Here is a 21,481-nt window from a genome sequence, read left to right on the forward strand (position 1 = left end):
AGCGACGCTACAACAGACGGCGTTGGCAATCATGCCGGAAACAGAACAGATCCATGCCGAAAAGGATCAGAACCCCCTCTATGCCCGCTCTTCTATATGCTATATTATGGAAATGAAGGAATAAAGCATAAAGGCTCTATATAAGGACGATCCTACAGAAAAGCGAGGGTTGATCCATGATGGATGAGTTGAAGAAAGCTTACGAGCTGCTCCGCCTGCCGGAAGGCGCGCCGAGGGAAGAAGTCGAGAAACGGTATTTTCTATCGATTCGCCGCGAGCGCGCGATTCGTCTACGCCAACGATCGGAACAAACCGGCGGGCAGCCTGTTAATTTCGAAGAAATCAATAAAGCGTACAACACGATTTTGGCGTATGACGGACAGAAGATCATGGCGCAGTTCAACCCCGCCGTCTACGGCAAATACAACAAAAATTATAAGTTCCCCATGATCGGCGCGATCTTTTTTTCCGTCGTCATGATTTTCGTCATTATTTACGGCATCAAAGGCTTTATCGACCACCGCCACCATACGGCCATGCTTGCCAAGCTCCCGCCTGTCGATCTGAGCATCTCCTTCTTCGGCGAATTTATGAACAGGGACGGCACCTATTCGACCAAGAATCTCGATTTCCCTGTAATGGGGGAGTCCTACCAAGTAAAGATGCCCGACGTCAGCGATCTGAAGCCGCTGGAAGCGGAGCTCTTGTCCCAATTTCCGCAATGGAAAGCAGTCCAGGCCTTCTACGCCTACGCGCCTTCGGAAGTCAAGACGGGGCTGGACGAAATACTCCTTGAAAGCAGCATGGGGATGATCGACCACCAATCGGACATCTATATTATGGATAAAGCGAGCTTCGCCAGGCTGGCCGGGTACTATGCCCTGCTTCCGCTCGAAGGCGCGGACGCCGCTAAGCTGGGCCCGGGTCTCAAGCCGGGGCTGCTGCTGAAGGCGAAGACGGAAGACGGCCTCGAGGAGCATGTCTACGGGGTCGACATCTCCGCCAGCCCGCTCCTGAAGGGACTCCCCCTCGTCGGCAAATCGTATATCGCGGGGATCGGCGTCAACTCCGACCGGCAGGAGCATGCGTTTACGTTTATTACCCGATATTTGAAGTAAAACGAGCCGACCCGGGACTCATCCCGGGTCGGCTCGGCCTGCGCGCCTCGCAAGCAGCTCCGCTACTTTCATTTCCACGTTGACGAGAGAGAACGGCTTGAACATATACGCATCCGCACCCAGCATCAGCCCTTGTTCGACGTCCTCGTCCTTCGTCCTTCCCGACAGCAGCATGATTTGGGTATGGCCGGGACGCGTGCCTCGTCGCGCATGCGCGCCAGCACCTCGAACCCGCTCATCGCCGGCATTATGCAACGCCCACGGAGCGCTTGATGGATGTCATGGAAGCCTCAGACGAGGTCGAAGTAAAGCACGTAGGCGCGAAAACCGAGGAGGATACGATACGCCAGCTGGCAGACGGGAGGCATAACGATGAGCGATGAGACGAAGAACGGGCAGCCTGCGGAGTTAAGCGCAGAGGAGCAGGAGCGGCTCCGCCAGATAACCGAGGTTTTGGATCGTATAAATAATCGGTTTAACAGTATGGACGAGAGGTTCGATCGGATCGAGGATAAACTCAAAGGGATGGTCGATACGACCAGATCGATCCGCGAGTCGATCGTCGATCTACAGCCACCGATTCTGCGGCGCGCGCGGTTCAAGGTCATCGACGGCGGTGATCAGGGAGGCAGCAAATGAACGAGTCAATCGCGTTGAAGGCCGTGACATACACGATATGAGAACCTAATTCGGCAACGCATCTCAAATATCCCCGTATATTCTTGGAGATGAAAAGGGGGATTTAGCAATTATGGGCGGGTTTCTGCTTATGCTGTTCGGGTTATTTAGTACGTTATTTCCATATCCGGCGTGGTATCTATCGATCGGCTGGCGCATCAAGGATGCCGAGCCATCCGAAGCGGCGCTGTTCATGAACCGTGCGGTCGGCGTAGTCGCGGCCATTGTTGGCCTCATTATTATGGTTTCGAGCTGTTCGCTAGGCGGCGGGAGCTCCGAGGCTGCGTCTGCGTTTCAAAAACGGCTACTATTCGTCGATGAAGTGCGGGATATTAAGATGGGGATGTCGGCCGATTTGCCTTCGGTATTGAGCAAGGAAGAAGTGGCTCATGCCGTCGACCTAATGGCGCATGCGAAGATGAAAGGCTTTACGCTAGGTTCGAGTTACAGCGGCGCGGGCGAAGCGACAATCGTTTACAAGGACTGGACGACGGACGAACTGCTTATCACTACTTCGGGCGGCATCGAGCTGATTCCGAGAACGGGTGACAAGGCGTACCTATTTCAAAGCGACGAGCTGGAAAGCTTGTTCCACTCGTGGCTGAGCCGTAGCGGTTAAGGGCTGGAGTGAATCGCAGCCTCGTGCTTGCGGCAGCGGTTGGGAGCGATAACCGTAATATAGGAAATTTAGGGAGTCGCCTACGGTCGGCTTCTTTTTATGGGCGGCCGTGGCGCTCCTGCAGCTGCCGGAAGTAGTCTGCGTAACCTTTGTACGCCCCTTGCTCGATGGCCGCGTCGATCAGCGCCCAATCCTCGGTGGGCAGCGTGATCGTGACGACCTTCTTGTCGCCCTCGGATTTCCGTCCAGCGCCCGGCCTTGCGCCTCCGTGCTGCATTTTCTTGGTTTCGACTGCTTTTTTCAAGTCTGTGGCAATTTTAACTGCGGACTCTTGGTCCAGCATTTTTCGATATTATTTGGCGATCCAAGCGTATTCGTTCGCCAGCTCGTCGTATATCGTTTGGAACGAGTTGAGGCCGCGCATGTTCCAGCGAACGAAGTCGACGTTCTTTGTCGGGATTTTCTCGATGAAATCGACCGTCTTCTTCAAGATGTCGGCATTGTTTAGGCGTCTTCCGCAGCTCGTCCAGGTATTGCTGCCTGCTCTCGATTTCCAGACGCATGCTGGCTGTCGCATCGGTCTCGCTCATGAAGTCTCCCAGCTCTCCCAATTCTTATTCCTCTCTTCTATCCTGATTCCTACCAATATATTCCTTAATGAGTAGACAAAGAAGAGTTTCGCTTATTCGTCGCCCTATAAATTTCCGCGTGCTTTTATTTCCTGCGCCCGTGGCCTTTTGGCCGTTTCCGGTGTCTAACCATGTGAAGGCAGTCATTTGTCAACAGAACATCACGGAGGGTTGAATGATGCAAGCATCGGAACAGAATCGGAGAGCATGGAACGCCGGCGCTTACGAATCGTGGATCAATCGGTTCGGTACGCCGGAGGAAGCCGCCAAGCGGATCCAGCAAGCCCCGATCAAGAGTATCGGAACCGCGTTCAAGTATATGGAGCAGCCCATAGCAGGTAAGAGAATCGTCAATTTGCTAGGTTCTAACGGCATGAAAGCAGTCGCGTTAGCCCACATGGGCGCAATCGTCACGGTCGTCGATTTCTCTTCCGGGAACGAACGTTATGCCGCCGAACTGGCCGATCGCGCAGGCGTTGCGTTGAGCTACCTCGTAGCGGATGTCCTGAAACTTTCGCCGCATGAATTATCAGCCCCGTATGACATCGTATATATGGAAATGGGCATCCTTCATTATTTCACGGACCTGAACCCCTTGTTCGGCTTGGTTCATCGCCTTCTGAACGAAGGCGGAATGATGATTTTGCAGGATTTCCACCCGGTGTCGACGAAGCTGATCACTTCCAGAGGCACAACGGCAGCCATTCGCAAGCATAAGGTGACAGGCGACTATTTTGCCGCCACGCTGACCGAAACGAAAGTATCGCATGCCAAATATTCGGATTCCGCTCTCAACGACGAAGCCGATCGTAAGGTGTATCTGCGTCATTGGACGCTGGGTGAAATCATCACCGCCATTGCCGGCGCAGGCTTAACGATTCAAGTATTAGAGGAGCTTCCCAATATGTCTTCGGACGTATTCGATAAAGGAATACCGAAGACATTCACAGCGGTAGCGATAAAATAACTGCCCTTTCATGCGTTCATATGGCCATTTAGGCATAGATGGCGTCTAATGGGATGTGAAAGCAAAGGAGGTTCATGTCGTGTCAGGGCCCCATGATCACCAATTCGACAAGCTATACGAGCTCTATTACCCGCAAATCCGCCGTTTCCTCTCGCTGAAGGCCGACATGCAGACAGCGGAGGACCTCGCGCAAGTAACGTTCATGAAAGCCATGGCGAATCTGAGCGCCTTCCGCGGCGAGTCCAGCCTGTTCACGTGGCTGAGCACCATCGCCGCCAATACGTTGAAGAACGAATACCGGCGCAAGCATCGGAGCGTCGAAACGCCGGCGAACCTATCGGACATGGACCAGCGCTATATTACCGTCGCGTTCACGAGCAACGTGGAATTGCGAATCGATATTAGCCGGGCGCTCGTGCGGTTAAACCAGCTCGATCGCGATATCATCTCGCTGCATTACGATGTCGGATGCACGTTGAAGGAAGCCGCGGAGCTGCTTGGCTTGCGGACAAGCGCCGTGAAGAACCGCTTGTACCGCGCGCTTGCCAAGCTGCGAAGCGAACTGCAGCACGGGGAGGATCAGGGCATCATGTCGATCATTGATTCGATTTCGATTGTCAATAAAGACGGCGGCCGCCAAGCGAATGCCGCCGACCGGACGCCCGATCAAGCTGTCATTGCGCAGCTAAGCGGCCATGTGGATCGGATCTGCGCGCTATTCCGGCACCGGCCTTCAACGCGGTTAACGATCGAAGTCTATCCCGACCTTCACGCCTTCCATCAAGCCGTTCATGAGCCCGACGCTCCGAACTGGTTCATGGGAACGATCGACGGGAATACGATCCGAATCGCCTCTCCGCTCCATCCCGGTCCGGAGCACACCTACGAATCCATTCTCAAATCGACGGTCCACCTCTTCGCGATGTGGCTCGTCAAGGACATCAATCCGTCCGTGCCCAAGTGGATCTACCAAGGGATCGGCGGATATGAGGCCGGATTAATGACGAAGGACTATATTCGCGAATCGGTTGCGCCGCTGGTTGGCCGAGGCGATATCCCGACGTTCGCGGAGCTGGAAGACCAGACATGGGATTTCGAGACGAAGAAGGGCTTCCAGTTCACCTATCTGCTATGCGAGTTCGTCCTGACGCGCTACGGCGTTCATGCCATGAACCAGTGGATCCGAACGCCGAACGACTTCGAAGCCGCCTTCCGCTGCACGGTCGAGGAGTTTCATGATCGGTGGGCAGCCGACATGAGAATGCGGTTGAACGGCAGCGCATAGCGGGATCATTCAATCCCGATGACCGTTCCGGCGCGGAACCCTGCGATCGTTAGCTTCTAAGCCGCTATTGCAATCGACGAAGGCCCGCAATTCCTCTTCGGGAATTTGCGGGCCTTCGTTCGTCTTCCGCCTTGGCGCTCGCGCATGAGCTTGGCTGATTACGTCATGGCGGAGTGATTCACGCTCAGGACAGCCTTCCCACGGTATCCTTCTCGCGACAGCCCGTCCTTAGTCGATGTTGTCGGCGTACAACCCGGCCCGGCTCGTCGGCAATCCGGCCCGGTAGAGATGCGACGTATCGCCGACGCCGTAGCAGCGCGGCGCGGCCCAGCCGTGCGCGCGTTCTTCCATGACGACGGTCGTGACCGAGCTTGGCGCGATCCAGAAGCCGGACCATACCATCGACAGCGGCAGCTCGAGCAGATGGGACAGCCAGGCGAGGCCGAAGCCGAGGTGGCAGAAGACTGCGACCGCTTCGCGATTCGATTCGACGATCCGGTAGCGCCCGCCTTCGCGCCGGTAGCCGTGCTGCCGGAAGAAGGCGTCGGAGTCATCCTGGATCTGTCGGAATTTCGCGTGAAATCCCGGATCGTTGAAGGGCGCCCGCTCGTGCCAGTCCTCGCTGGACGGGAACGGCCGCTGCTCGCGCACCCAGGTATGGTCGCTGTTCCAAGCGACCAGGCGCTCGCCGGACGGCTGCGTGATCTGCCAGCCGTCCAATTCGGCGGTCCAAGGAAGTACGGTCGGCGTCATGCCGAGCGCATCGGCGGTGTACTGCATCGTGTGCAGCGCCCGTCCCAGCGGCGAGCTGTAAATCCGGTCGATGCGCGTGCCCGTCAGCCGCTCGGCTAATGCCTTCGCTTCCGAATGCCCGGGCGCGGTGATGGTATTGTTGGGGTAATCCGGCTCCGCGTGACGAATAATATACAATTTCATAACGGCCCTCCACACTAGCGCTGGCTGCGATTCTACCCCTAGTATAGGGGAAGCGGCAAGCGCGAACAATGCCGGATGGCTCTTTACTTCGATTATTCTTAATGGGACGAAACGTTTCATAATCCCCGCTGATTGTCCTAATGACAAGTCTACTTACCATGCACCCATTCCAACTCATTGCACAGCTCGTTATATTCCTCGATGCAATCGTATAGGCAAAAGCTGCTGGTGGGATTGTTTCTCGGCGAATACTCGTAGAGCAGAATCTGACCATTCTCCAGCTGCCAGGCCGAATGAACGCGAAGCAGCGTCTCGCCTTCTATGCGCACTTCCTCGACAACGCTTCTTATGGCTTGGTTGGAATACAATGACGCATCCGCGGCATACCCAAGTTTCATCATGATTACCTCCGGTCAAGGGGCAAATTAAACTAACCTTTTCAGATATCGTAACGTATGACTCCTCCATATCCAATGTCTATAACTGCCGATTTTACTAACCAAAACTGATATACTATCCAGAGGAGGCGGTTTCATGGATTACGATGAATTGGACCGGATGCTATTCGAATTGACGGAGATCGAGATGAAATTAAAGGATACCGAGCTGACGGATGAAACCATTCGAAAACGGATACTCACTCCCCCGCTGCCAGAGGAAGGATTCCCCGTCCCAAGCAATGCCGGCGGTGCGACGACTCCGTCCACGGCCATTACTCACCCTTCCATCTACCATTACACATTGGAGGGGGATGTGCTGCGATTGAATGTCACCGGAGACATCTTCGCCATCTCCAGACATACCCGATTCGTCAAAATGCTCAATCACACGCATAACTTGTTCGAGATGAATTACATTTATAGCGGTACCTTCTATCAAGAGATTCAGGGCGAGCGGTTTGAATTACAAGAAGGGGATTTGATTATTCTCAATAAGAACGTGGAGCATGCCATTGAGAAATGCGGCGAGAACGACATCCTCATTAACTTCTTGGCTAAGAACGAGTTTTTTGACAGCTCGATCATCTACAACATTCTCGGGGATACGATACTCGGTAAAACCATGGCCTCGATTATCGCGGATGCTTCGAGAGAGAAAAATTTTCTATTATTCCATACGGCGAATAATTGGCAAATCAGACAAACGATCCAAAACATACTATGCGAGTCATTCGGAAGCAAACAGGCGAACCGAGAGATTATCAAATCTTATCTGACCATTCTGTTCAGCCGACTATTGGAAAGCGAAAGCTACGAAATGTTTCTGAACGACGGAGCTAAAAAATCGAATATCTCCGTCATCGAAATATTCGCTTACATTAACAACCACTATCTCAACGCGACATTGGAACAAACGGCCGCGCACTTTCGGTATTCGGCCGCGCATTTAGGCAGGATCATCAAAAACGTGACCGGAAAAACCTTCTCCGCTTTAGTGCAAGAGCAGAAATTCATGCATGCCGCGCTGCAGCTGAAGCTAACGAATCGAACCGTCGAGGACATTTCCAAGGAGATCGGCTATAACAATCTATCCTTCTTCTATAAGAAATTTCATTCCTTGTACGGCGTGACGCCTAAGGAATACCGCAGACGGGTCATGCAAAGCGATGGTTCATAGGCCAAGCACGCGATGATAGGCCTAAAACAAACAAGGGCACTCATTCGAGTGCCCTTCCTACTGTTACCAGCTTATATTGACCGATAGCGTTGCGAAGCGTTGCCTATGATGTGACATCGTCTGATGTGACATCGTCGAAATTCTGCAATAGGCGCCGCTCCAGCCCTTTGTCGTCTGTCGCGAGTTCTTGCATGATCGGAATCGTCATATCGGTATTGGGGTTGTATTTCAAGCCCCAGTGCATAATGGCAAAGACGACCGGAAACAGGTCAAGCGCCTTTTGCGTTGGCCGGTACATCGTTTGCGCGCGGTTTGAGTCCCCTTCGATCTTGACGAGCAGGCCTGCTTCAACGAGCGATTGGAGCCGGGCGCTCAAAATATTCGTCGAGATCCGCTCGCGTGAAGCAAGAAACTCGCGGTAATGCCGCTTGTTATGAATAAGGACGTCGCGAAGGATGACCAGGCTCCAGGGATCGCCCCATATATCGAGCGCATATACGATTGGACAGACGGTGGAAGATCGCTTTTTCATGAGACTGATTATACAATTCGTGCTTGCATTTCGCAAGATCATACTTGCATTATGCAAGTATGATCTATATACTCGGTGTGTAGTCAACCATTCACGAAGGGAGATCGCTTGCATGAATCAAAGTTACAGCACTCTTTTTCAGGTAGACCAAAGCCCCGAGGAAGTCTTCGCTGCCATCAATAACGTCCGCGGATGGTGGTCGGAGGACATTGAGGGCACGACCGACGAGCTCGGCGAATTCAAGTACCGCTACCAGGATATTCACCGCTGCACCATCCAAGTCACCGAGCTTGTTCCCGGTAACAAGGTGGTCTGGTGCGTTACGGATAACTACTTTAACTTCGTTAAGGACAAGAGCGAATGGAAGGATACCGACATTGTCTTTGACATTGCCAAGAAGGACGGCAAAACAGAAGTTCGATTTACGCATGTTGGCCTCGTTCCCGCGTATGAGTGTTATGCCGTCTGCACGGACTCCTGGGGCATCTACATAAACGGCAGCCTTCGCGACTTGATCGCCAAGGGTAAGGGCCGGCCCAACCAAAGCGAGCAAATTATAGACAGACACGGCTTAGCGAACGCGTAGAAATCTCCTTCCACAGACCGAAGCTCGGCGCTTAAGCATCCGAGGCTGTGCCAAGAGCGTGCGCCGCCTCTTCCGGGAGCGTCGAGCCGCGGATCAGCAGCCCTTTCGATAAACTATCGTACCTGATAGGTAAAAGGCTACTGCAGATTGATATGCTCCCCTTTAAGTAGACAGGTTTAATAAATAAACCGCTACTTGAAGGGGTGTTTTTTTGTGTCCAAAAAGAATGAACACAACTCTGCGGAGAAGCTCACTATTGTACAGGCGCTCATGTCGGGTAAGATGAGCCGGGTTGGGGTCGCTCGAAAGCATAACATTAGTGTAAGCACACTGGTGAAATGGCGTCATCAATATGAGCTATACGGGGTTGAGGGCTTAGCTATCCGCACGCGTAACAACAGTTATTCCGCAGAGCTCAAGCTTAAGGCAGTTCAAAATTATTTCACTAAGGGGCGAACCACCACTCAGCAAGAGCGAATCGATATTGTGCTCTATTGCCAAGCACATAACCCTGACTACCGGATGGCAGCGGATCAGTATCAAGTCTCCTACCATCAGGTATACCAGTGGGTTAAGAAGTATGCAGAAGGCGGCCAAGATGCGCTGAAAGATGGCCGTGGGCGTAGAAAGCCCCTGGAAGAACCTTGCTATTAAAGCCGTGGGGCAGGAAGGCTTATTTCCTGTGCAGACGTTGTGTGAGATCGCAGATATTGCGAGGTCCAGCTATTACAAATGGTTGAAGCATACCGCTAGCACTCGTGAAATGGAGAACCGACAGCTGGCACAGGACATGCTTGCTCTGCATGAAGAAGTTCATGGCATCTACGGATACCGTCGGCTGACCCTCAACCTGAGTAGGCGAGCAAAGAAACAGATCAACCACAAGCGCATACAGCGCCTGATGAAGATAGAGGGAATCCAGTCGGTCATCCGTAGAAAGAAGAAGAAATACCTCTATGCCTCTCCGGAACAAGTCGCTGAAAACCTGCTGAACCGGGAGTTTAATGCTGAGGGGCGCAATGAAAAATGGCTAACTGATGTGACGGAGTTCAAGTACGGCAACGGTCAGAAGGCTTATTTGAGCGCAATATTAGACCTTCATGATAACGTCATCGTTGCAAATACCCAACCTTTGAAGCACTTCAAAAGGACGTCGATGCGTACATTTATTTTTACAATTACGAACGACTACAGGAAAAACTAAACGGCCTCAGTCCAATGGAGTTCCGGACGAAGGCCGCTTAAATGATTAATTATTTGTACTGTCTACTTGACGGGGTGCTGTTCAGATCCAGCAGCCTTTAGTAGAAATGTTCTTAAGCATGCGATAACAGAGGGGCGCAAAATGCGAAGTTTAAGTCCAACTCATTGTTCGACTTAATAAATAATAAGTCACTTTGACTCTTACGTTCACAATTCACAAGTTCAGTAAAACGATCAGGCGTGAAGTGAAATTGAATGGTTTCGGTATCACTCTTACTAATATGAGAAAGCAGCTTTACTAAATCGACGTTGTACTTACTTACCACATCATACAGGTGGAGCACATTGCCTTCATTTTGATAAACGATGACAGCCTCTTCGTCTTCCCATAAATAGATCGAATCCGGAAACACATTTAGGGCATAGAACATAAAGATCCCCTGATTATCGCTAATGCCAAATTGATTTGAAACAGGAGCGCGGACTTGAAGAATTTTATGGATTATCGCTAGATCCTCTTCATTAGCGCAATCTATTAGTCTCAAACCGTTATTAACGATTGAGATTGGAGCAGCTTTCATGCTGAAGTTCGCTTCGCTACAAGGTGTGAACCCGAATTTCGGATAGAATTGATGCACGCTGCCGTTCGCAAACAAATAGAACAGTTCACATTCATCTTGATAAACTTCTAAAACATGCTTCATTAATACGCCAGACAATCCGCTGCCTCTATAGTCGGGGTGCGTCATAACGGTCCCAATCTGAATTGCTCTGCGTTTTACTCCACCCATAATTAAGTTCAGTTTGCTTATCGAAACATTAGAAACAACTTTCTGGTGAATTACAACGGAGTGGCAAATATAATTGCTATCCCAGAAGCCTTTCTGATACCAATGCTCGAAGTTGATTCCGAAAACATCGTTTGCTAATTCATTAAAGCTTTTCCTCAGGATCTCATCGTCTTTATAGTTACTAATAATAGAAAGCTTTGACGTGTCTAATTGGCTACTCATTGAATTCCCCCTAACGCTCCATAAATGGCATCCTTGTAATGGATTGCCGCTTTACCGCTATTTGCGATTCCCCGTTACGAGTCCATATCACGGGTATTCTGACGATATTGTATCATCAAGCTAACCGCAATCGCTATCTTCCGCTTTACCGCCGTTTACGATAAGGTTCACCAGGAGGCAGCCGGCAGCCGCGAGAGGGTTTTAAATCACCCGGTTATGGAGATAGTGGTAAAAAGTAAAGCGTCCGGGTGATGGCAGATGGTCTCGTTCTTCTTCAAAGCGTTCCGCAAGATGCGCGCTAATAGTGCCTTGAAATCCAAATCGCAGGTTTCCGCCGGGACGGCGCCCGCTAGCAGCCTGAAAGCCGGTTTGGAGGAAAACCTGCTTCTCATTACTAAACGTCTTGGGGGCAGCACGGATCTGGTCATCCGCAGGTTTATCATCCGGGCGAACGGCCGGCCGTACCATGCGGCGGTCGTCTATATCGAGGGCCTGTCCAATCCGAAGGACCTTCTGGAGTCGCTGCTGGACGACAATAGCGAAGCCTGGGCGAATCTCCGGTCCGCCGGCCAGCTTCCCCCTCTGCGGTTATTGCAGGACTACATGCTGAACATCGGCGACCTCAACGGCGTCTCCGATATGGATACCCTCCTGCATGCCGTTCTATCGGGCGACAGCGCCGTGATCGTGGACGGCTTCCCCGAAGCGATCGCGGCCGCCACGCGCCATCGGCAGGAAAGAGGCGTAACCGAGCCGATGTCGCAGACGGTCGTCCGAGGGCCGCGCGAAGGATTCTCCGAATCGCTGCGCACGAATACGGCGCTGGTCCGCAGGAAGATCAAGGATCCCCATCTCTGGATGGAGACGATGCAGATCGGCACGGTGACCCAGACCGACGTCGCCATCATGTACATCAAGAACATCGTAAACAAGAAAGTCGTGGATGAGGTCCGTTTGCGGCTCGCGCGCATCGATATTGATGCGATCCTGGAAAGCGGCTATATCGAAGAGTTCATTCAAGACGAGACGTATTCGCCGTTTCCGACGGTGTACAATTCGGAGCGGCCGGATTCGATCGCCGGCGGGCTGCTGGAAGGCCGCGTCGCGATCTTGGTGGACGGGACCCCCTTCGTTCTCTTGGTGCCCGCGCTGTTCACCCATTTCCTCCAGACGCCGGAGGATTACTACCAGCGTGCGGATATCAGCACGCTGATTCGCATTCTTCGATATGTGTGCCTGTTCATCGCCATATTCGGACCATCGGCGTACATTGCGATCACGACCTTCCATCAGGAAATGATTCCGACGCCGCTGCTGATCAGCATCGTGGCCCAGCGCGAAGAAATTCCCTTCCCGGCTTTCGTCGAGGCGTTATTGATGGAAGTGACCTTCGAGATTCTTCGGGAAGCCGGCGTCCGTATGCCGCGGACGGTCGGCCAAGCCGTATCGATCGTCGGCGCGCTCGTCATCGGGACGGCGGCCGTCGACGCCGGGCTTGTCGGTCCGGCCATGGTTATCGTCGTTTCCATCACGGCGATTTCGAATTTCGTGATTCCGTCGTACAACCTTGGCATCTCCATTCGCATGATCCGTTTCGTGTTCATGATGCTGGCCGCTACGTTCGGCTTATACGGCATACTCGTCGGCACCATCATAATGGTCCTGCATTTATGCAGCCTGCGTTCCTTCGGCGTTCCCTACCTGGCACCGTTCGCCCCTTATATCGCCGAGGACCAGAAGGACAACTTATTCCGGCTTCCGCAGTGGGCCATGCTGACCCGCCCGCGTCTGGTCAGCCCCCGTAACCGGAAGCGGCAGAAGGACAATCCGCCTCATAAACCCGCTCCATAGCGGTGTTTCCAGGCCTTGAAAGGGGATGCATTCGACATCACGGCATTACAAGGCATCAAGCTCTCCCTGGTCTTCTTGCTCGCGCTCATGCTGACGGGCTGCTGGAATCGCAAAGAGCTCAATGAACTCGCCATCGCGACCGCGTTCGGTTTCGATAAGGGGAACGATCAATACAAGGTAACCGTTCAGATCATCAATGCCACCGAAATCGCCACGACCCAGGGCAGCGGCGGACGCGTTCCTGTCCTTACGCTGCAGGCGACCGGCAAGAACTCCATCTTCGAAGCCATGCGCGCCATGACCACGTCTGCGCCCAGGAAGATGTACGCCTCCCATCTGCGGCTCCTCGTGATCGGGGAGGACCAGGCCAAGGCCGGGATCGCCAAGGTGCTCGATTGGCTGTCCCGGGACCATGAGCTGCGAACGGACTTCTACATCATCGTCGCCCGGGATGCAACGGCGCAAGAGGTCCTGCAGGTGCTCACGCCGCTCGCCAAGCTGCCGGCGGACAAAATGTTCTTCTCGCTCGAAGCCGCCATGCATAATTGGGGATCCACGGCGAAGGTCGATCTGCATCAGCTGATCTACGATCTGGTCGATCAGGGGAAAGACCCGGTGCTGACCGGCGTTCGCATTCTGGGCGACAAGCGCGCGGGCATGACCCGTCAAAATTTGACCTCCGTCACTCCGCCCGCCTTGCTGGAGTATCGCGGAATGGCCGTATTCCATAAAGACAAGCTCGTAGGCTGGCTGAACGACAAACAAAGCAGGGGCTATAATTTCATCCGCGGCAATATCCGCAGCACGATCGTCTCGCTTCCTTGTCCGGCGGGCGGCAACCTGAACGTCGAGCTCATCCGCACGAGCCACCGGATCAAAGGGAAAGTCGTGAACGGCGAACCGCAAGTCACGGTGACAGTCAGGGCGGAAGGGAACATCGGGGAAGTGGAATGCGGCATGGACATCGGCACCAACGAGGCGATCAGCCTGCTCGAGAAAGAGCTGAGCGACCAAATCGAAAATATCATGAAAGCTTCCATCGCGCGGGCGAAGTTCTACCAGTCGGATATATTCGGCTTCGGGTCGGTCATCCACCGTGCCGACTATAAAGCCTGGAACCGGATGAAGGACCGTTGGGAGCAGAAGTTCGTCGATCTTCCCGTTCATGTCGTCGTACATGCGAAGCTTCGCCGTACCGGCTCGGTTATGCAGTCGTTCCTGGAGCGGATGGAAGAGGAGGAGAACTAGCGTGATCTGGATCGTGTTGATTATGGCGGCAGGCGTAGTTCGATTCGAATACCCGAAGCTTCTTAGGGGCGGACAGCTGAAGGAGCTGGCGCTGTCCGCCTGCCTCCTGATTATCGGCGTGACGCTGACCTTCCTCCAGAGCTTCCATGTCCAGCTGCCCAATCCGCTCGACTGGCTCACCGTCATCTACAAGCCTATGAGCAGGGCCGTTCTATCCACGCTGAAGTAACCGCAGAAAGGAGCCTACGAGCGATGATCGAGGAAGGCAAAATCAACCTGCGTCAATTCACGATCCTGACGCTGCTGTTCAGCTTGGGGAGCTCGATTCTGATCGTCCCTTCGGGTCTCACGGGCGTTGCCAAGCAGGACGGATGGCTGGGGGCGATCCTCGGCGTCCTGGGCGGCATGCTCCTGATCGGACTCTACGTTGCGCTTAGCAACCGGTATCCCGGTCTATCCTTGGTAGAATACTCGGAAGCTCTGCTCGGCGCCTGGCTCGGAAAGCTGGTCGGGCTGCTGTATTTCTCCTTCTATCTCCTGCTGGCCTCGCTGGTGCTGCGGAACGTCGGAGACTTCATCACCACGATCGTCATGCCGGAAACGCCGCTTCAAATCGTGCATTTGCTGTTCGTCATGGCCATTCTGATGAGCGTAAGCCTGGGTCTGGAAGTGATCGCGCGTTCATCGGAAGTCTTCCTGCCCTGGGTTACGCTGCTGCTGCTCGTACTCATCGTGTTCCTGGTTCCGCAAATCGATTACGACCGCATCCAACCCATCTTCGAATCGGGGGCGAAAGCCATCGTCCGCGCCAGTCTGTCCGTGATCAGCATTCCATATCTGGAGCTGACCGTCTTCCTGATGATCATCCCTTACGTCAACCGGCCGCAGAACGTCGGCGTCGCCTTCCTGAAGGGCGGCGTGCTCGGCGGGCTGGTTATCGTCATCATTACGATCCTGTGTGTGTTCGTCCTCGGCTGGGATTTCTCGTCGCGGCATACGTTCCCCAGCTATACGCTGGCGAAGAAAATCCAGGTCGGCGAATTTCTGCAGCGGATCGAAGTGCTGGTGGCGATCATTTGGTTCCTGACCATCTTCTACAAGCTGTCGCTATGCTTCTATGCCGCGGTGCTGGGACTCGCCCAAGTGTTCCGGCTGAGCTCGTACCGTCCCTTGATCGTACCCTGCGGGATCATCATCACGGTACTGTCGATTATCGTCTATCCCAATATCGTCTACTTCCGGGTGTTCGCCGAAGAGATCTGGCCGTTCTATGCAATGACCTTCGGGCTCTTCCTGCCGCTCATGCTGCTCGTGATCTCCTGGTTCAGGCCGTCGGCAGGCAAGCAGCCGAGATGACGGAATTTCGTTCCCCCGAGCCATTGCGTATCGTACGCCTTATATTGTATTTTAAATGTATACAATAATGTAACGCGCACTTGTACATTCCGAATGGGGGAAGCATTCATGATCATTGACGCGCATGCGCATCTAGGCTGGGACAGCGTGTTCGACGAGGATTTCACACTGCCTGAACTATTGGACAAGCATGTTACGCACGGGGTAACCGCTACGATTCTCCAACCCGCTTCCTGTCACGATTTGGACACCGTCACGACGCAGCATAATCGGATCAGCGAAGTGATGGCCGCCTATCCGGGTCAATTTTATGGCATGGCCAATCCTAATCCTCACCTAGCCGACGCCGTGTACGAATCGGAGGTTCGGCGCTGCGTGGAAGAGCTTGGTTTCGTCGGCCTCAAGCTTCACACCTTCGCCCATGCCGTGAACCCGGCCAGCCGGGACGGACTTAAGGTGTTCGCATTGGCGCGGAAGCTCGGCGTTCCGGTCATGGTGCACACGGGGGCCGGCATTCCATTCGCGAATCCGGCCAACTTGATCGACATTGCATTACGCTACCCGGACGTCAACATTGTAATGGCCCACTGCGGAATGATGATCATGGCGGGCGAAGCGGCGATCGCATTACGGGCAGCCGGCAATCTCTACGCCGATATTACCTGGACTGCCGGCTTCAATTTACGGCACTGGTGCGAAGAGTTCGGCGCACATCGCTTCTTGTTCGGCTCGGATCATGCGGACAATGCAGGGACGGAAATCGCCAAGGTGAAAACCTGCGGACTTACGGAAGACGATCAAGCGTGGATCTTTAGTCGAAGCGCCGAAAAGCTGTATAAGCTGGCAACGTAAGCAGCCAAGGCTTGTCAGTCCCGATCCTCCCAAGACAGCCAAAAATGCGACACCTTTCGTTGTTCCGAAAGGTGTCGCATTTTTAGCGAGGCAGCGCTTATTTAAGCGACGGAGGATAGCTCCGATATATCCGGTTTCGATATATCCGGCAATGTCGTATTCGGGAAGCTAGAACACTAAGATCCGCTTGCCGAATTCCAGATGCCTTTCCATCAGCATCGCGGCCTCCGCGCCTCTGTGTGCCTGAATGGCCTCGTATATTCGCCAATGGTCCTCGTATGAAACCTTAATCCGCGCGCGTTCCTTGCGCAGCACGGTTAGCGCCACTTGATAGAGCTTGTCTTGCAGCTGTTCCATGGCATGCAGAATCTCGGAGTTGCCGTATATCTCCGCTAATTTGCGGTGAAATTCGGCGTCGGCTTCCGTGAATCCCGCATGGTCGTCGGCTTCGGCGCACGCAAGCTGGCGCTTCAAATTGCCCTCGAACCATGACCGATCCCCTTCTCCCCACGCTCGCTGCGCCAATTTACTGACCACGAAGCATTCCATCGCCATTCTGTAGTCGTACAAATCGATGGCTTTGTTGACCGAAAGCTCAGTTACGACGAGCCCCTTATTCGGCGTGTACTTCGCTAATCCTTCGACGTCGAGCCGCTCGAGGGCAGCCCGTATCGGCGTACGACTCATGTTCAGCCGCTCGACGAGCATGCGCTCGGTCAACACTTCGCCCGGCTGCAGCGTTCCTTCCAGAATGAGCTTACGAAGATGAATGTAAGCTTTCTCCTTTAATGTAACGGCTGTTTCCACCATGACATGCTCCTATTCCATGTTCAATAAAGGCAGCGTACGCAAGTATGCCAGGCTTTGGTCAAGCCATTGCCGTTCGATGGCGACCGTTTGCTCGACGGTTCCCGCATACGGTGTCCATAGCTCCAGAATCGCGTTGGGCTTCTTCCCCAGCGAGTCCAGAACGGTTAGCAGCCCGGGGATGTTCAATTTGCCATGCCCGGCCGGTTTGCCCAAGATCGCAAAGCCCATCTGATGATCGACCCTGGTAATATCGAAATCCTTCACATGGAGATTGACGACATAAGGCGACAAATCCCTTATGACCGTGTCCGGACTGTCCAGCGCGCTGAATGAATTAACGGTGTCCAGGCAGCAGCCGGCGTACGGGCTCTCCAATACGTCGAATAGCGCGGAGAGCTGCTTCGTCGTATGCAGCCCGTGATTCTCGATCGCAAGCGTAACTTGCGCCGCTTCGAACTTCGGCAATGCTTCCCTTAGCTGCTCGGCCGCGACGTCCAAATCAGCGATCGTGATCAACGTGCGTACGAGACGCGCGCCGAGCAGATCGGCGATGCGCAGATAGTCTAGCAGATGGCCGGGTTCGGTTCCCCTTGTCCCGATCTCCAGTTCGATCCGAAGTTCTTCGGCCAGGTCCCGGAGTTCGCGCAATGCGCCGTCATCCATCAGATGAAGCGGCATATTGTCCGCCATTTGCACGAGTTTGATTCCCCGTTCGCTTGCAAGCAGCAGCAAGCCGCGAGCCGTCAATGGCTCTTGCGGCGTTTCGTAGCCTGGTACCCCGACGGACCAAGTGAGCGTATACGAACCGATTCCTACCTTCATTTTGCCCGCCTCCGCTATCGTTCATAATAATCTTATTTTACATTGTATTTATATTGTATACAATACTCGATTGTGATAGGCTGGGGATATATCGGACTAGAAAGAGAGGTTGCCATCCATGACAACGATCGCTTTGATCGGAGCCGGCGGCAAGATGGGCTGCCGCATCACGGACAATTTGCTTAAAGGAACGAATCGGGTCCACTATGTGGAAATTAGCGAGCGAGGCATCGCGCGGCTCGCGGAGCGCGGCGTGCAGCCGACATCCCAAGAGCGCGCGGTGAGCAGCGCGGATGTGGTCGTGCTGGCCGTGCCGGATGTCGCAATCGGCGAAGTGGCAGCACGGGTCGTGCCGGACATGAAACCCGGGGCGATGCTCATCACGCTCGACCCCGCCGCGGCTTACCTCGGAAAGCTGCCCGCGCGCGGCGACGTGACGTATTTCGTCGCGCATCCGTGCCACCCTCCCGTGTTCAACGATGAGACGACGCCGGAAGCCAAGAGCGACTTCTTCGGCGGCGTGGCGGCCAAACAAGCGATCGTGTGCGCGCTCATGCAAGGACCGGACGAAGATTACGCCAAGGGAGAAGCAATCGCCCGCGAGATGTATGCCCCGGTCATGCGCGCTCACCGGATCACGGTCGAGCAGATGGCGATGCTGGAGCCGGCGATGGCCGAGACGATCAGCTCGATGATGGTGACCGTTCTCGGGGAAGCCATGGAAGAAGCGGTGAACCGCGGCGTCCCTTACGAGGCAGCCAAGGATTTCATGCTGGGACATATCAACATTCAGCTTGGCATCGTGTTCGAGAAGGTGAATCCGTTCTCCGACGCCTGCTTAATTGCGATCGAATACGGGCGCAAGGCAATGATCAAGGAAGATTGGCGGCAGCTCTTCGACCCGGATAAGCTGCACGAGCAAATCGACGTCATGCTCCATCCGGAGAAAATGTCGAAGCTGAAATTCGAGGGTCAACCATGAACACATTGAAGGTAGGCTTGGTTGGCACCGGCTGGTGGTCCGATAAACACTTGAAGGCATGGAAGCGCATTCCCGGCGTTGACATCGCGGCCTTGTGCAATCGCAGCAGCGCCAAGCTCGAGGCCAAGGCAGCCGAATACGGCGTACCGCATGACCGATTGCACGATTCGATCGATGACATGCTTGAACGGGCCGACATCGATATCGTCGACATCGTGACCGGACCGGAGACGCACTTGGAATTCGTTCGCAAGGCGGCCGCGGCGGGCAAACACATCATGTGCCAGAAACCATTCGCCCGCTCCCTGGAGGAAGCGGAAGCAATGGTCGCCATCGCCGCAGAGGCAGGCGTCCGTCTCATGGTGACCGAAAACTGGCGTTGGCTGAAGCCGTTTCAAACGATCAAGCGCGTCCTCGACGAAGGCAAGCTTGGCAAGCTGCGCGTCGCCAGATACACGCACACGGACTATTACACGCCGCGAATGACACCGGGTACCGAGCTTCCCCAGCCATTCTTCCGAGAGATGCCGAAGCTGTTATTTTACGAAATGGGCGTCCATTGGTTCGATACCTGGCGCTTTCTGTTCGGTACGCCTCATCGGTTGTATGCCGAAACCCAGCGGATCAGCCCGTATATTCAGGGCGAGGATTCGGGCATCGTCGTGCTCGGATACGACGACTTCTACGGCGTGCTCGACATGAGCTGGGCGACCCGGCGGAATCTCGAAGTGCCGCTCGGCCATAACGTCGGTCCCCTTCATCTAGAGACGCTAAGTATCGACGGAGAGCTTGGCACGCTGAAAATGTACACTTCCGGCGCGATCTCGATCGTCAACCAGGACGGCTCGTTCGAATCGCATGTCATGGATCCGAGCGGGCTCGACCACGAGGAGAGCCACTTCCGGTTACAATCGCATTTCGTCGATTGCCTGCGATCGGGCGAACCGTTCCAAACGAGCGGAGAACACAATCTCGTGACGCTGCGGATGACCTTCGGCGTATACGAGAGCGCGGCGCTGCATGTGCCGATAACTATTCAATCACGTAATGGAGAGTGAGCAGATCGTGAACATGTCCCTTTTGAAAATAAGCGATAATAAGCGGTTTTTGACGTTGGAGGACGGGTCGCCGTTCTTTTGGCTGGGAGATACGGCGTGGGAGCTGTTCCATAAGCTGAATCGCGAGGAATCGGACCTCTATCTTCGCAATCGGGCGGAGCGGAAATTCAATGTCGTGCAAGCCGTCGCGCTGGCCGAGTTGGACGGCGTGATGTCGCCGAATGCCTACGGCAGACTTCCGCTGCTGAAGAACGCGCAAGGCGTCTACGATCCATCGCTGCCGGACACCAATGGCGCCGACAACTACTGGACGCATGTCGATTACATCGTGGATCGCGCAGCAGAGCTCGGAATCTACATCGCGCTCCTTCCCACATGGGGGGATAAATACAATGTCGTCTGGGGCAAAGGTCCGGATATCTTCACGCAAGAGAACGCGCAGGCATTCGGACGCTGGCTCGGGGAACGTTATCGCGACCGGCCCAACATCGTGTGGGTGCTGGGCGGGGACCGGCCATTGCAGACTGCACGCCATTTCGAGATCATTCGGGCGATGGCGGCGGGGTTGTCCGAAGGAGACCGAGGCAGCCATCTGATCACGTTCCATCCTCCGGGGGATTGTTCGTCATCGACGCCCTTGCACGACGAGCCTTGGCTCGCCTTCAACATGATCCAGTCCGGCCATCACGACACGATTCGGAAGAACTACGAGGAAGTTGCCGCGGACTACGGCAAACTGCCAACGAAGCCCACCCTCGACGCCGAGCCCTGCTACGAGGATCATCCGATTAACTTCAACGCCGAGAACGGCTATTTCGACGAGAAAGACGTCCGGATCGGCGCGTATTACGGCGTATTCTCCGGGGCCTTCGGCCATACCTACGGCCATCATTCGATATGGTCGATGACGACGGAGCCCGGGCCTTACTTTATCATGCATTGGCAAGACGCCATCGTCCGTCCGGGAGCGGCGCAAATGCAGCACCTCAGAGCGCTGATCGAATCGTACCCATTCCTTGAACGAGTGCCGGACCAGAGCCTGATCGCGGATCAATTCGCCGCCGCGAACTACATGGTCGCAACGCGCGGCCAACGTTATGCGCTTGTCTACAGTCCGAACGGGATTCCGTTCCGGGTCGCATTGGGTAAGATCGACGGCGAGCGGGTCGCCGCCTTCTGGTACGACCCTCGTTCAGGCGAACGAGCGGCTGCCGGCGAGTGGGCCAACCATGGCGTGCAACGCGTCGTTCCCCCTTCATCCGGACGCGACGGCGATTGGGTGCTGATCCTGGAGAGCAGATAGATCGGAAATCGCGAAC

26 protein-coding genes and 1 pseudogene are annotated in these 21,481 nt (G+C 54.5%); 18 read left to right on the top strand and 9 right to left on the bottom strand.

Features of this window, described 5'->3' with window-relative positions; all coding sequences use genetic code 11:
• Window positions 1-176 precede the first annotated feature (176 nt).
• Window positions 177-1,118 (top strand): hypothetical protein, encoded by a 942-nt coding sequence (locus tag GXP70_RS27255; protein WP_162359719.1) that lies wholly within the window; start codon window positions 177-179, stop codon window positions 1,116-1,118.
• Window positions 1,119-1,136: 18 nt separating this feature from the next.
• Here the strand turns inward: GXP70_RS27255 and GXP70_RS27260 are convergent, their stop codons facing one another.
• Window positions 1,137-1,373 carry a response regulator transcription factor gene (locus GXP70_RS27260; RefSeq protein ID WP_162359721.1) on the bottom strand — a complete coding sequence of 79 codons (237 nt, stop codon included), beginning with the start codon at window positions 1,371-1,373 and terminating at the stop codon, window positions 1,137-1,139.
• A 117-nt stretch (window positions 1,374-1,490) separates the two neighbouring features.
• Between GXP70_RS27260 and GXP70_RS27265 the strand changes: the two genes are divergently transcribed.
• Window positions 1,491-1,757 (top strand): hypothetical protein, encoded by a 267-nt coding sequence (locus GXP70_RS27265; protein ID WP_162359722.1) that lies wholly within the window; start codon window positions 1,491-1,493, stop codon window positions 1,755-1,757.
• A gap of 112 nt (window positions 1,758-1,869) precedes the next feature.
• Complete coding sequence (locus GXP70_RS27270; protein ID WP_162359723.1) at window positions 1,870-2,415, top strand: DUF6199 family natural product biosynthesis protein; 546 nt, start codon at window positions 1,870-1,872, stop codon at window positions 2,413-2,415.
• Between the two features lie 97 nt (window positions 2,416-2,512).
• Here GXP70_RS27270 and GXP70_RS27275 read toward each other — a convergent pair whose 3' ends face one another.
• Both GXP70_RS27275 and GXP70_RS27280 read right to left on the bottom strand, forming a co-directional pair.
• Entirely contained in the window at window positions 2,513-2,719 is a 207-nt protein-coding gene (locus GXP70_RS27275; protein ID WP_162359725.1) for a CopG family transcriptional regulator, read from the bottom strand.
• A gap of 48 nt (window positions 2,720-2,767) precedes the next feature.
• On the bottom strand, window positions 2,768-2,992 hold the full coding sequence (locus GXP70_RS27280; RefSeq protein ID WP_162359726.1) for a hypothetical protein: 225 nt from the start codon (window positions 2,990-2,992) through the stop codon (window positions 2,768-2,770).
• Window positions 2,993-3,363: 371 nt separating this feature from the next.
• Between GXP70_RS27280 and GXP70_RS27285 the strand changes: the two genes are divergently transcribed.
• On the top strand, window positions 3,364-4,011 hold the full coding sequence (locus GXP70_RS27285; protein ID WP_225442576.1) for a class I SAM-dependent methyltransferase: 648 nt from the start codon (window positions 3,364-3,366) through the stop codon (window positions 4,009-4,011).
• A gap of 79 nt (window positions 4,012-4,090) precedes the next feature.
• A complete protein-coding gene (locus GXP70_RS27290) occupies window positions 4,091-5,296 on the top strand; it encodes an RNA polymerase sigma factor (protein WP_162359728.1) in 1,206 nt (401 codons plus the stop codon).
• Between the two features lie 228 nt (window positions 5,297-5,524).
• On the opposite strand, the gene GXP70_RS27295 is transcribed toward GXP70_RS27290, so the two are convergent.
• The gene (locus GXP70_RS27295) at window positions 5,525-6,232 is read right to left on the bottom strand and encodes a histidine phosphatase family protein (RefSeq protein WP_162359730.1); all 708 of its coding nucleotides are present in this window, start codon (window positions 6,230-6,232) and stop codon (window positions 5,525-5,527) included.
• 149 nt (window positions 6,233-6,381) lie between these two features.
• The gene (locus GXP70_RS27300; RefSeq protein WP_162359732.1) at window positions 6,382-6,630 is read right to left on the bottom strand and encodes a hypothetical protein; all 249 of its coding nucleotides are present in this window, start codon (window positions 6,628-6,630) and stop codon (window positions 6,382-6,384) included.
• Window positions 6,631-6,766: 136 nt separating this feature from the next.
• On the opposite strand from GXP70_RS27300, the gene GXP70_RS27305 reads away from it, so the two are divergent.
• Complete coding sequence (locus GXP70_RS27305; protein ID WP_162359734.1) at window positions 6,767-7,849, top strand: AraC family transcriptional regulator; 1,083 nt, start codon at window positions 6,767-6,769, stop codon at window positions 7,847-7,849.
• 103 nt (window positions 7,850-7,952) lie between these two features.
• On the opposite strand, the gene GXP70_RS27310 is transcribed toward GXP70_RS27305, so the two are convergent.
• The gene (locus GXP70_RS27310) at window positions 7,953-8,381 is read right to left on the bottom strand and encodes a winged helix-turn-helix transcriptional regulator (RefSeq protein WP_162359736.1); all 429 of its coding nucleotides are present in this window, start codon (window positions 8,379-8,381) and stop codon (window positions 7,953-7,955) included.
• Window positions 8,382-8,493: 112 nt separating this feature from the next.
• Between GXP70_RS27310 and GXP70_RS27315 the strand changes: the two genes are divergently transcribed.
• From GXP70_RS27315 to GXP70_RS30390, 4 genes and pseudogenes are all read left to right on the top strand, one after another.
• Window positions 8,494-8,967 (top strand): SRPBCC family protein, encoded by a 474-nt coding sequence (locus tag GXP70_RS27315; protein WP_162359737.1) that lies wholly within the window; start codon window positions 8,494-8,496, stop codon window positions 8,965-8,967.
• A gap of 213 nt (window positions 8,968-9,180) precedes the next feature.
• Window positions 9,181-9,621 (top strand): helix-turn-helix domain-containing protein, encoded by a 441-nt coding sequence (locus GXP70_RS27320; RefSeq protein WP_162359739.1) that lies wholly within the window; start codon window positions 9,181-9,183, stop codon window positions 9,619-9,621.
• Between the two features lie 136 nt (window positions 9,622-9,757).
• Window positions 9,758-9,850 (top strand): annotated as a pseudogene (locus tag GXP70_RS30385) (hypothetical protein); the annotation flags it as partial.
• A gap of 281 nt (window positions 9,851-10,131) precedes the next feature.
• On the top strand, window positions 10,132-10,212 hold the full coding sequence (locus GXP70_RS30390) for an IS3 family transposase (protein ID WP_404822372.1): 81 nt from the start codon (window positions 10,132-10,134) through the stop codon (window positions 10,210-10,212).
• Window positions 10,213-10,283: 71 nt separating this feature from the next.
• Here GXP70_RS30390 and GXP70_RS27335 read toward each other — a convergent pair whose 3' ends face one another.
• Window positions 10,284-11,183, bottom strand: coding sequence for a GNAT family N-acetyltransferase (locus GXP70_RS27335; protein WP_162359743.1), 900 nt, complete (start codon window positions 11,181-11,183; stop codon window positions 10,284-10,286).
• 291 nt (window positions 11,184-11,474) lie between these two features.
• Here GXP70_RS27335 and GXP70_RS27340 point away from each other — a divergent pair, with 291 nt between their 5' ends.
• The 5 genes from GXP70_RS27340 to GXP70_RS27360 all read left to right on the top strand — a co-directional run bounded on the left by GXP70_RS27340 (window position 11,475) and on the right by GXP70_RS27360 (window position 16,490).
• Window positions 11,475-13,034, top strand: coding sequence for a spore germination protein (locus GXP70_RS27340; RefSeq protein ID WP_162359745.1), 1,560 nt, complete (start codon window positions 11,475-11,477; stop codon window positions 13,032-13,034).
• A gap of 15 nt (window positions 13,035-13,049) precedes the next feature.
• A complete protein-coding gene (locus GXP70_RS27345) occupies window positions 13,050-14,282 on the top strand; it encodes a Ger(x)C family spore germination protein (protein WP_162359747.1) in 1,233 nt (410 codons plus the stop codon).
• A gap of 1 nt (window position 14,283) precedes the next feature.
• Window positions 14,284-14,511: a hypothetical protein gene (locus GXP70_RS27350; RefSeq protein WP_162359748.1), complete on the top strand. Its 228-nt coding sequence runs from the start codon at window positions 14,284-14,286 to the stop codon at window positions 14,509-14,511.
• A gap of 23 nt (window positions 14,512-14,534) precedes the next feature.
• Window positions 14,535-15,638 (top strand): GerAB/ArcD/ProY family transporter, encoded by a 1,104-nt coding sequence (locus GXP70_RS27355; RefSeq protein ID WP_162359750.1) that lies wholly within the window; start codon window positions 14,535-14,537, stop codon window positions 15,636-15,638.
• 108 nt (window positions 15,639-15,746) lie between these two features.
• Complete coding sequence (locus GXP70_RS27360; protein ID WP_162359752.1) at window positions 15,747-16,490, top strand: amidohydrolase family protein; 744 nt, start codon at window positions 15,747-15,749, stop codon at window positions 16,488-16,490.
• A 168-nt stretch (window positions 16,491-16,658) separates the two neighbouring features.
• Here the strand turns inward: GXP70_RS27360 and GXP70_RS27365 are convergent, their stop codons facing one another.
• Both GXP70_RS27365 and GXP70_RS27370 read right to left on the bottom strand, forming a co-directional pair.
• A complete protein-coding gene (locus GXP70_RS27365; RefSeq protein ID WP_162359754.1) occupies window positions 16,659-17,300 on the bottom strand; it encodes a GntR family transcriptional regulator in 642 nt (213 codons plus the stop codon).
• A gap of 9 nt (window positions 17,301-17,309) precedes the next feature.
• On the bottom strand, window positions 17,310-18,122 hold the full coding sequence (locus tag GXP70_RS27370) for a sugar phosphate isomerase/epimerase family protein (protein ID WP_162359755.1): 813 nt from the start codon (window positions 18,120-18,122) through the stop codon (window positions 17,310-17,312).
• Between the two features lie 118 nt (window positions 18,123-18,240).
• Between GXP70_RS27370 and GXP70_RS27375 the strand changes: the two genes are divergently transcribed.
• The 3 genes from GXP70_RS27375 to GXP70_RS27385 are packed head-to-tail and all read left to right on the top strand — an operon-like array spanning window position 18,241 to window position 21,465.
• Window positions 18,241-19,104, top strand: a complete 864-nt coding sequence (locus tag GXP70_RS27375; protein ID WP_162359757.1) for a phosphogluconate dehydrogenase C-terminal domain-containing protein — start codon at window positions 18,241-18,243, stop codon at window positions 19,102-19,104.
• Complete coding sequence (locus GXP70_RS27380) at window positions 19,101-20,162, top strand: Gfo/Idh/MocA family protein (RefSeq protein ID WP_162359759.1); 1,062 nt, start codon at window positions 19,101-19,103, stop codon at window positions 20,160-20,162. The genes GXP70_RS27375 and GXP70_RS27380 overlap by 4 nt, the downstream gene beginning before the upstream one ends.
• A gap of 13 nt (window positions 20,163-20,175) precedes the next feature.
• The gene (locus tag GXP70_RS27385) at window positions 20,176-21,465 is read left to right on the top strand and encodes a glycoside hydrolase family 140 protein (protein ID WP_225442577.1); all 1,290 of its coding nucleotides are present in this window, start codon (window positions 20,176-20,178) and stop codon (window positions 21,463-21,465) included.
• The last annotated feature ends 16 nt before the right edge of the window (window positions 21,466-21,481 follow it).

The organism is Paenibacillus lycopersici (assembly GCF_010119935.1).
Taxonomy (GTDB): domain Bacteria; phylum Bacillota; class Bacilli; order Paenibacillales; family Paenibacillaceae; genus Paenibacillus_Z; species Paenibacillus_Z lycopersici.